Source organism: Phenylobacterium aquaticum (assembly GCF_947378715.1).
GTDB lineage: Bacteria > Pseudomonadota > Alphaproteobacteria > Caulobacterales > Caulobacteraceae > Phenylobacterium > Phenylobacterium aquaticum_A.
Genome location: NZ_CANCLE010000148.1, coordinates 1 through 10,004 on the forward strand (window position 1 = coordinate 1; position 10,004 = coordinate 10,004).

A 10,004-nucleotide genomic window follows, 5' to 3' on the forward strand; every position below is an offset into this window, starting at 1 on the left:
CCTGGGCGGCGAGGCGCTGATGACCGAGAGCTACAAGGACATCCTGCGCCACACCGGCCCGGCGCTGTCGCCGTTCAACGCCTGGGTGCTGTTGAAGGGGCTTGAGACCCTGGAACTGCGGGTCACCCGCCAGTCGCAGAACGCCGCCAGGATTGCAGACGTGATCGGCGCCCACGCCAAGACCAAGCGCGTGCTCTATCCCGGCCGGCCGGACCATCCCCAGGCGGCGATCATCGCCAACCAGATGAGCGGCGGCGGCAATGTCGTGGCCTTCGACCTGGGCGACAGGGCGGCGGCCTGGCGGTTCCTGGATGCGCTGGCCATCGTCGACATCTCGAACAATCTCGGCGACGCCAAGTCGATGGCCACCCACCCCTGCACCACCACCCACCGCTCCATGCCCGAGGCCGAGCGACTGGAGATCGGCCTGACCGAGGGCTGGGTGCGGATGAGCGTCGGGCTGGAAGGCGTCGGCGACCTGACCCGCGACGTCAGCCGGGCGCTGGACGCGGCCTAGGCAAGGCCCCTCCCCCGCTGGGGGAGGGGGACCCCGAAGGGGTGGAGGGGGCCGCTCCGATAGGAGCGGCCCAGGTCGTTCGGCCCGATCCGGCCTTGCAGGCCGGCCCCCTCTGGCCCTCTGGGCCAGCTCCCCCAGAGGGGGAGCAGCGCGGCCTATTTCCCCGCCGTCGGGATCGGCAGCTTGAAGTCCGGCGACCAGTGGGTGGCGGTGCCGGAGGTCACGTACCAGCAGATCAGCATCGCGCAGATCAGCGCGCCCGGCACATAGCTGTTGGTGCGCCGATAGGCGAAGGCGGCGATGATCCCCACCACCGCCAGCAGCGGCACGAACTGGATGGCGATGATGACGTTCAGCGGCTCGGTCGGGGTCAGCAGCAGGCCCGTGGAGAACAGGGTCGCGTACTGGGCGCCGACCAGCACCGCGAAGCCGCCGGCCATGGCGAGCGCCGCGGTGGCGTAGGCGGCCAGAGCCCCCTCGCCCTTCACCGACAGATTGGCGTTGAGCGCCCGGATCGCCACCAGGAAATAGGCGGTCCAGAGCGGCAGATAGGTCAGGGCGTAGCGGGCGTGGACGGCGTCCAGCGGCTTCAACCCCAGGACCCAGAAGCGGTAGTCGACCTTGAACAGCCCATCGACCAGGGCCAGCGAGCCATAGCCCACAGCCATGACGGCGAGCGCCAGCAGCACGGCCGGACCGCCGAGCTTGGCGAGGTTGGACTTGCCGCGTCGCAGGACCAGGCCGAGCGCCAGGGTGATCAGGCCGTTGAGGATCGCCCAGACCAAGAGCTGGTTGGTGATCCATTGCGGGAAGGCCTTCATCGGGAAGAACAGGTTCCCGAGTTTCATGAAGGCGAAGAAGCTGAGCGCCGGTATGGCGATGGTCGCCAGCAGGGACAGGGCCCATTTGCCGTCGCGCTTGAGCGTCGTCGGCTGGGCCTCGGCGGCGAGACCGGCGAAGATCGGAGCGGCCAGCAGGAGCTCGAAGGTCCCGAGCAGCAGGATCACGAAGCCTGCGAAGGCGACCAGAGTGCCGATCTCTTTCCAGAGCCAGATCTGGTTGTTGGGATCGAGGGGCCGGGCCTCGCCCTTGAGCGTGGTCTGGAACCAGTCGACCGCGTGACCGACGCCGGCGCGGGAGAAGTGCTCCCAGGGGTGGGTGACCGGCGGGTTCCACAGCCTGCGGCCCGTGCCGGCGGCGACATCGCCATAGAGCTTGCCCTCGACCACCGGCCCCTGGGCGCCGAACAGGGCCTGGAGACGCGGCGAAGTCGCGACCAGCGAGCCCTTGGGAACCTGCCACATCAGGGGGGCGAACTCGTCGAACTGGCCGAACACCAGGGCGACATTGCGCGGCGTCGTGGGCGTGGCGGTCGCGGGCGAGCCGAGCAGGCCCGGCGTCGTGCCTTCCAGCACGATCGCGCGGTAGCCGTCCGGCTGGGCGGCGGCGGCGGAGAGCACCGGCCCGCCGCCGAGGCTGTGGCCCTCCAGGCCGATCTGGCCGCGATCGACCTCAGGACGGGACTGCAGATAGCGCAGGGCGGCGGGGCCGCCGAAGCCCTGCTCGCCCACCGCGCCGCCGGAATAGCCATGGCCGGTCATGTCCATGGCCAGCACCACGAAGCCGCGCCGCGACAACTCGATGGCGAAGGAGCTCTGCATCTCGCGGGTGTTGATATAGCCGTGGCTGATCAGCACGGCCGGGGCCGGATGGGCCGCCGTGGCGCCGGGCGGCAGATAGAGGAGGCCGCTCATCACCACGCCCTTGTCGCCCGGGAAGCGGACGTCGGTGACCTTGACCCCGCCAGTGGTCTGGACCGCGTGGGCCAGGACGGCGCCGGCCAGGATCACCGCCCAGCCCAAGACAAACAGCCGCCATTTGCCGCCCATGACCCATCTCCCCTGTGTTCGTTGGGCGGGACTATGGGCGTAGCGCCGTCGAGCGGGAACCGGCAAAATGAGCGCTTCTCCCACCACCGACCGCCCAGGATCCGGAGCCTTCATGTCGCCTGTCCTACATCTGATCTGCGGCCTGCCCGGCGCCGGCAAGAGCACCCTGGCCCGCAGGCTTGAGGCGGAGACCGGCGCCCTACGGCTCACCTCCGACGAATGGCTTCTTCGCCTCGGCGCCGACGGCTATGACGAGACCGCCCGCGCGGCGGTCGACGATCTGCAGTGGGACCTCGCCCAGCAGTTGCTGCAACGGGGCCTGAGCGTGATCCTGGAGCCAGGGTTCTGGACGCGACAGGAGCGCGACCGGTTTCGGCGGCGCGCAGAGGCGTTGGGCGCGAGTTCACGGCTGCACTTCCTGGACGTTTCCCGCGACGAACTGATCCGCCGGCTGATCGCCCGCAATGCCGCCCTACCGCCTGGCAGCTTCCGCGTCGATCCCAAGGACATCGATGCCTGGACCCCGTTGTTCGAGCGGCCCGACGCCGACGAGCTGGACGCCTAGAGCTTTCAGCCCCGTAGTCTGAGCGCATAGCCAATCACGCTGACCCCTACTGCGGGGGCATGTTGCTATTACCCCCAGCCGGTATAGCGTCGGCACATGGACGACGCCGGAAAGCCCAAGCTTCTGAACCGCCTGAGCCGCATCGAGGGCCAGGTGCGCGGCATAGCGCGCATGGTCGAGGAGGATCGATATTGCATCGACGTCCTCACCCAGCTGCAGGCCGTGCGCGCGGCGCTCGGCCGGGTGGAGACCGAGATGCTGAAGAGCCATCTCGACCACTGCATCGAGGGCGCGATCGTCTCCGGGGATGCGCAGGAACAGCGCAAGAAGGCGGGCGAACTGATCGAACTGCTCGGTCGGACCGCGCGTTGAGGCGTCCCTTGACCCTAGGGCCGCATTTCCGTCTCCGTTCCGACGTTCAAAGCTGCTAGACGAAGGCCTCAGGGAGAGGAGACCGGGCCCTTGATGCCCTCACCCAACGTGGCCACACGTGGACAACGCAGCCTGCTGCGGCAGATCCGCGAAGCGCTCGCCGGCGGCGGTCCCGCCCAGGCGCGCCTCGACATGGTCGTGCGGATCATCGCCCGGTCGATGGTGGCGGAGGTGTGCTCGCTCTATATGCGGCGCGCCAGTTCGGACATGGAGCTGTTCGCCACCGAGGGCCTGGATCCCAACGCCGTCCACGTGACGCGGATGAAGCCCGGCGAGGGCCTGGTCGGCGAGATCATGCGCCTGGGCCGACCGCTGAACCTGTCCGACGCCCCCAATCACCCGGCCTTCTCCTACCGCCCGGAAACCGGCGAGGATCCGTTCCACGCCTTCATGGGCGTGCCCCTGCTGCGCGGCGGCCGGGCCATCGGGGTGCTGGTGGTCCAGAACCGCACAGAGCGGGTCTATTCCGACGACGAGGTCGAGGACCTGCAGATCGTCGCCATGGTGCTGGCCGAGATGGTCGCCGGTGGCGAACTGGCGGCGGAAGGCCACCTCACGGGCATCGACATCGCCCCGACCAAGCCCGAGCGGGTCAAGGGCGCGAAGTTCGCCGACGGCCTGGCGCTCGGCGTCGTGGTGCTGCACGAGCCGCCGGTCGCCCCGTCTCAGCTGCTGGCCGAGGACATAGGGGCCGAGGACGCCCGGCTGAAGACCGCCATCTCCGAGTTGCAGGCCCAGATCGACTTCATGCTGGAAGGTCAGCATGGCCTGGTCGAGGCCTCCTATGAGGTGCTCGAGACCTACAAGATGTTCGCCCACGACCGGGGCTGGAGCCGGTCGCTGGAAGACGCGGTGCGCAACGGCCTGACCGCCGAGGCGGCGGTGGAGCGGGTGCGCTCCGAACACCGGGCCCGCCTGGGCCAGGCGCGCGACCCCTATCTGCGCGAACGACTGCACGACTTCGAGGATCTGGCCGACCGGCTGCTGCGCCACCTGTCCGGCGCGGGCGCCGAGGCCCGGGTGCTGCCCGAGAACGCCATATTGGTCGCGCGCAACCTCGGCCCCGCCGACCTGCTGGAATATGACCGCACCCGGCTGAAGGGGCTGTTGCTGGAAGAGGGCTCGGCGGCCAGCCATGCGGCGATCGTCGCCCGCGCCCTGCAGATCCCCTGCGTCGGCCGGCTGGTCGGGCTGCGCGACAAGGTCTCGGAGGGCGATCAGGTGATCGTCGACGCTGAGACCGGCGAGGCCTATCTGCGGCCGCGCCCGGACGTGATCAAGTCGCTGCAGGCCCGCCTCGAGGTCCGGCTCCAGCGCCACGCCGAGTTCGCCAAGCTGCGCGACACCCCGGCCTTCACCCGCGACGGGGCGAAGATCACCCTGCTGATGAACGCCGGCCTGGACGTCGACCTGGACATATTGCTGGAGACCGGGGCGGAGGGCATCGGCCTGTTCCGCACCGAATTCCAGTTCATGGTCGCCGAGGAGATGCCCCGGTTCTCGGCCCAGACGGCGCTCTACGCCCGGGTGATGGACGCGGCCGGCGACCTGCCGGTGACCTTCCGCACCCTCGACCTCGGGGGCGACAAGGTGCTGCCCTATATGGAGGCCGAGCGCGAGGACAACCCGGCCCTGGGCTGGCGCGCCATCCGCATGGGCCTGGATCGCCCCGCCCTGCTGCGCCTGCAGCTGCGCGCCCTGATCGCTGCGGCCAGGGGCCGTTCGCTCAGGATCATGTTCCCGCTGGTGGCCAGCGTCGATGAGTTCCGCGCCGCCCGCGCCCTGGTGGATCACGAGGTGGCCTGGGCCCTGCGCCGCGGCCGCCCGGCCCCGTCGCGGCTGGACGTGGGCGCGATGATCGAGGCGCCGGCGGTGATCTGGCACCTCGACGCCCTGTTGCCGATGACCGACTTCGTCAGTGTCGGGACCAATGACCTGATGCAGTATCTGTTCGCCGCCGACCGGGGCAATCCCCGGGTGTCGGACCGCTACGACTTTCTGTCGCCGCCGGCCCTGAGGGCGCTGGAGACCATCCAGCGCGCCTGCGCCGAGACCGGCACGCCGGTGTCGGTCTGCGGGGAGATGGCGGGACGGCCCCTGGAGGCCTTCGTGCTGACCGCGCTCGGCTTCGAGCGGCTGTCCATGCCGCCGGCCGGGATCGGGCCGGTCAAGCAGATGGTGCTGTCCTGTGACCGTGAAGCCGCGCGACGGGGGGTTTCGACCCTGATCAAGAGCTCGGCGGGCTCCATCCGCAACGAGATAGAAACCTTGGCGCGCAAACTCTATCTCGCCATCTGAGAGAGGTGATCCGGCTCAGAACCGTGATCGCGCTTGAGGATCGCCGCCCCTGGCGACTCGTCCCCCGAAATGGGGGCTTCGCGTGTCGGGCGAATTAACCATGGGTTCGGAAATTGCGTATTGATTTCTGAACTTTAGCGTGATAATTCTGAACAATAGTTAATGCTCCGGCGCGGTCGGAGTTTGGGGGCGTCTCGGTATTATTCGCCGGACGGAAGATCAGGGGTGCGGGTAGCCATGCCGCTCGATACTGGCGGGGTTACGAATCTTCATTTGCCGACCGACTGGGATCGCGATCCCGGGGTCGCAGAGTCCTATATGCCGACCTTGGATGCTGGCCCCGATATTGGCGTGGCCCTCAAGACCGCCCGGGAGTTTCGCGGCCTGTCCTTGCAGGACGTGGCCGACCAGACCCGGATCCGCCGCGCCTACCTCGCGGCCATCGAGGAGATGCGGCTCGACGAGCTGCCCTCGCGCCCCTTCACCATCGGCTATGTGCGGGCCTACGCCAACGCCCTGGGGCTGGATGGCGAGGCCGCTGTCCACCGCTTCAAGACTGACGAGCCAGCTACCGACGAGCCCCTGCGCGAGCCGGTCGGCGTGCGCCGTGACGGCGATCCCCGGCTGATGACCATCATCGTCGGCGGGGTGCTGGTCATCGCCGCCATCGTGCTGTGGAACGTCGCCCAGCGGGCGATGAGCGAACAGGCCCCGCCGCCGCCCACCGCCCCGGAAACCGCCGCTGCGCCCCTGGCTGCCGCCGAGGGCCCGGTGTCGCTGGGCGCGCCCCTGCCGGCCCCGGTGGAATCCACCACGCCCACGCCTTACGAGACTCCGGGCCTTGAGGCCTCGGTCGCCGCATCGGGTTCCGCTGACGGCGTCGACGCCGCCCGCAAGGCCGCCGCCCAGAACCCCGAGGCCAAGGCGCCCGATCCGTCGGCCCAGCCCCTGCCCCAGACCTTCGAAGCCCAGGGCGCCATCTATGGCGCGCCGGCCACCGCCTCCCAGGTCACCCTGCAGGCGCGCAAGCCGACCTCGCTGATCGTGCGCGGCCCGGATGGCTCGGTCTATTTCGCCCGCCAGCTCGCGGCCGGCGAAGCCTATCGCGCCCCGATGCTGAAGGGCGTCACGGCCGACGTGGTCGAGGCCGGGGCGGTCCAGGCCTTCGTGGGCGGCCAGAGCAAGGGCCTGCTTCCGGTGGGCCTCAACTCGGTCGCCAAGCTGAGCGCTTCGCCCCAGGGCTGACATCCAGACTTTAGTCTCCTCAGCGCGACGAACCCGGTCCTTGGGTTTTCGCGCCGGAGGCCCTATTTTGCGGCCATCATGACCGTCCAAGATCACACCCACCTCCGTCCCTGGCGCGCCATCGACCGGCGGCCGTCGCGCAAGATCCGTGTCGGCAATGTGGAGGTGGGCGGCGACGCCCCGATCACCGTCCAGTCGATGACCAATACGCTGACCGCCGACGCGGCCGCGACCATCGACCAGATCCGTCAGCTGGAGGAAGCCGGCGCCGATATCGTCCGCGTCTCCTGCCCCGACGAGGACTCGACCAAGGCCTTTTCGACCATCGTCAAGGGCTCGAAGGTCCCGCTCGTGGCGGACATCCACTTCCACTACAAGCGCGGCATCGAGGCCGCCAAGGCCGGCGCGGCCTGCCTGCGGATCAATCCCGGCAATATCGGCTCGCCTGACCGGGTGCGCGAGGTCATCCAGGCGGCCCGCGACCACGGCTGCTCCATGCGCATCGGCGTCAATGCCGGCAGCCTGGAGCCGCATCTCCTGGAAAAATACGGCGAGCCCTGCCCCGCCGCCATGGTCGAGAGCGCGCTCGACCACGCCCGCATCCTGCAGGATCACGATTTCCACGAATTCAAGATCAGCGTGAAGGCCTCGGACATCTTCATGACCGTGGCCGCCTATCAGCAGCTGGCCGAGGCCATCGACTGCCCGCTGCACGTGGGCGTCACCGAGGCCGGCGGCCTGCGCTCGGGCACGATCAAGTCGTCGATCGGCATGGGCTCCCTGCTCTGGGCCGGGATCGGCGACACCATTCGCGTCAGCCTGGCCGCCGATCCCGTCGAAGAGATCAAGGTCGGCTTCGACATGCTGAAGGCGCTGGGCCTGCGCCACCGGGGCGTCAACATCATCGCCTGCCCGTCCTGCGCCCGTCAGGGGTTCAATGTCATCCAGACGGTGGAGGCGCTCGAGGCGCGGCTGGCGCACATCTCCACCCCCATGAGCCTGTCGATCATCGGCTGCGTGGTGAACGGCCCGGGCGAGGCCCTGATGACCGATGTCGGCTTCACCGGCGGCGGCAAGGGCGCGGGCATGGTCTATCTGGCCGGCAAGCCGGACCACAAGATGGACAACGGCCACATGGTCGACCACATCGTCGAGCTGGTCGAGGCCAAGGCGGCGGAACTGGAACGGGCGCGGGCCCAGGCGCTGGAAGCCGCCGAATAGGATTTGGGGGCCCGGAGCCCGATACGCGCCAAGGTGGAAGCCCCAAACCGCGCCCGGCGATCACGGCTCGCCGAACACGATCACAGAAATCTCAAACCTGACGCCTGCGTCACCCTTGCGCCCGGCCCCGGGCCTTGATTAGGTGCCGGCTCAAATCAGGGAGGGACACCATGTCCGCGGACGGCAACTGGAAGATCACCATCAACACGCCCATGGGCGCGCAGACGGTGGAAGCGACGATCACCACCAGCGGTGACACGTTCACCGGCACCACCAAGGGCCAGATGGGCGAACAGTCCATCGAGGGCAAGGTCGCTGGCGACAAGCTGACCTGGTCGACCGCCATCACCTCGCCCATGCCGATGACGCTGGAATTCGACGTCACGGTCGCCGGCGACAGCCTGAGCGGCAATGTGAAGCTGGGCGCCTTCGGCTCGGCCGCCCTGACCGGCGTGCGCGCCTAAAGCCCGACAGGGTTCAAGGCTCTGGAAGGGCGGGGTGGTCCTAAAGGACCGCCCCGCCCTTTTGCGTTTTCAGCCGGCCAATACCCAAAATCGAGTACTCAAACTGGTGAATCCGGGTCTTACTCATATCGGGGACAATCCTTCGCGGCCGTGGGGGTCGCGCGACGGATGGGGCGGGATCGTGATCGAGTATGATGAAGTCCACCAGCGGGCGGCGATCCAGTTGGGCAGCGACTATCTGCTGCGCGCGGTGGGGGCCGCCAATCGTCATCTGGGCGGAGACCTGACCCGGGGGGCGGTGTTCATCGGGGTGATCCAGGCCAATATCCGCCTGCTGGCCCCCAGCCCGGAAGAGGACGGGATTGAAACGGCCTGTCCGAAGCCCGTCTCCGGCGGCGCCCTGGCCGCCATGCTGGGCATCCCGGCCGAGACCGTGCGGCGCAAGGTCAAGACCCTGATCGAGGATGGATATCTGGTCCGGGTCAATGGCGGACTGACCGTGCCCGCCGAGGTGCTGGCCCGGCCGGAAATCTCGCGGCTGGTTCGGGCCAACTATCTCAATCTGCGCCGCCTGTTCCGTCAGTTGCGGCGGGTGGGCGTCGACATGGGCCGCGAAAGCGGCGCGCTCGGCGAGGCCCTGGAAAACTAGCTGGCCCGCTTGGCCTCCGAGCCGGCCCGCAGGAAGGCCTCGGCTTCGGCGGTCAAAGCCCAGCGATAGGCGCCCGGACCGAAGGGGCGGCGGAACAGCGGCCGCACCCTGCCATAGCCGGCGTCCAGGCGGCTGTGGGCGTCGAACACCGCGACGGCCCGGGCGCGCAGGTCCAGGTCGCGGAAGCCGTCGCGGCTACGGTGCGCGCCGAGGCGATCGATCACCTGATCGCGGTGCGCGGCGCCGCCGAAGGTCAGCAGGACCTCGGCGATTTCACCGACCAAGGGGTCCATCCCGGGCGCGGACCGGACCGGGCGGCGTCTCTGAGGTGGGGCGAGCATCGACATGACTGAGAACGTACCCGTCCTGGGGACGCCAGAAAACCGAACACACGGCAGCGGCGTCGGGCTTCTCCTCGCAGGCGAGGTTAATGATGACCGTCGCCGCCGTGGGCGTCTCCATGGCCGGTGTCGGCGCCGTGGGCGGGGGCCGGCGCGACCACCCGGGGCGGCGCCTCGGCCAGTTCGCTCCAATGGCGCTGCTCAAAGCCCTGGTCGGCGACCTGCCAGACCAGGTGCACCAGCCGCTTGGCCAGATCGGGGTCGCCGCGCACGCCGCGCGCCGCCTCCTCCTCCGGCGTCCAGGCCAGGCGATCGACCAGGTCCTTCACCGGCTTCAGCAGGACGCGCTTCTCGACCAGCCGATGCAGGCGCTGCTTGGCGTT

At 69.0% G+C, this 10,004-nt stretch carries 11 protein-coding genes; 8 read left to right on the forward strand and 3 right to left on the reverse strand.

What is annotated here, in order from left to right; all coding sequences use genetic code 11:
* Positions 1–517: PLP-dependent transferase (locus Q7P21_RS16380; RefSeq protein ID WP_304177940.1), on the forward strand; the 517-nt coding region annotated here is incomplete at its 5' end.
* A 155-nt stretch (positions 518–672) separates the two neighbouring features.
* On the opposite strand, the gene Q7P21_RS16385 is transcribed toward Q7P21_RS16380, so the two are convergent.
* Complete coding sequence (locus tag Q7P21_RS16385; RefSeq protein ID WP_304177942.1) at positions 673–2,406, reverse strand: alpha/beta hydrolase; 1,734 nt, start codon at positions 2,404–2,406, stop codon at positions 673–675.
* Positions 2,407–2,518: 112 nt separating this feature from the next.
* On the opposite strand from Q7P21_RS16385, the gene Q7P21_RS16390 reads away from it, so the two are divergent.
* The 7 genes from Q7P21_RS16390 to Q7P21_RS16420 all read left to right on the forward strand — a co-directional run bounded on the left by Q7P21_RS16390 (position 2,519) and on the right by Q7P21_RS16420 (position 9,280).
* Positions 2,519–2,971 carry an ATP-binding protein gene (locus Q7P21_RS16390; RefSeq protein ID WP_304169620.1) on the forward strand — a complete coding sequence of 151 codons (453 nt, stop codon included), beginning with the start codon at positions 2,519–2,521 and terminating at the stop codon, positions 2,969–2,971.
* Between the two features lie 96 nt (positions 2,972–3,067).
* Positions 3,068–3,343, forward strand: a complete 276-nt coding sequence (locus Q7P21_RS16395; RefSeq protein WP_304169617.1) for a metal-sensitive transcriptional regulator — start codon at positions 3,068–3,070, stop codon at positions 3,341–3,343.
* A 93-nt stretch (positions 3,344–3,436) separates the two neighbouring features.
* Complete coding sequence (gene ptsP, locus Q7P21_RS16400; protein WP_304169614.1) at positions 3,437–5,701, forward strand: phosphoenolpyruvate--protein phosphotransferase; 2,265 nt, start codon at positions 3,437–3,439, stop codon at positions 5,699–5,701.
* Between the two features lie 318 nt (positions 5,702–6,019).
* On the forward strand, positions 6,020–6,946 hold the full coding sequence (locus Q7P21_RS16405) for a helix-turn-helix domain-containing protein (RefSeq protein ID WP_304177944.1): 927 nt from the start codon (positions 6,020–6,022) through the stop codon (positions 6,944–6,946).
* A 78-nt stretch (positions 6,947–7,024) separates the two neighbouring features.
* On the forward strand, positions 7,025–8,167 hold the full coding sequence (ispG, locus tag Q7P21_RS16410; protein ID WP_304169609.1) for a flavodoxin-dependent (E)-4-hydroxy-3-methylbut-2-enyl-diphosphate synthase: 1,143 nt from the start codon (positions 7,025–7,027) through the stop codon (positions 8,165–8,167).
* Positions 8,168–8,337: 170 nt separating this feature from the next.
* Entirely contained in the window at positions 8,338–8,631 is a 294-nt protein-coding gene (locus Q7P21_RS16415; RefSeq protein ID WP_304169606.1) for a hypothetical protein, read from the forward strand.
* 181 nt (positions 8,632–8,812) lie between these two features.
* Positions 8,813–9,280, forward strand: a complete 468-nt coding sequence (locus Q7P21_RS16420) for a hypothetical protein (protein ID WP_304177946.1) — start codon at positions 8,813–8,815, stop codon at positions 9,278–9,280.
* On the opposite strand, the gene Q7P21_RS16425 is transcribed toward Q7P21_RS16420, so the two are convergent.
* Together Q7P21_RS16425 and Q7P21_RS16430 are read right to left on the reverse strand one after the other, a co-directional pair.
* Positions 9,277–9,564 carry a hypothetical protein gene (locus Q7P21_RS16425; RefSeq protein ID WP_304169599.1) on the reverse strand — a complete coding sequence of 96 codons (288 nt, stop codon included), beginning with the start codon at positions 9,562–9,564 and terminating at the stop codon, positions 9,277–9,279. The two genes, Q7P21_RS16420 and Q7P21_RS16425, sit on opposite strands and share 4 nt — an antisense overlap.
* A 143-nt stretch (positions 9,565–9,707) precedes the next feature.
* Positions 9,708–10,004, reverse strand: a 297-nt coding sequence (locus Q7P21_RS16430; RefSeq protein WP_304177948.1) for a hypothetical protein, incomplete at its 5' end; no start/stop codon positions are given.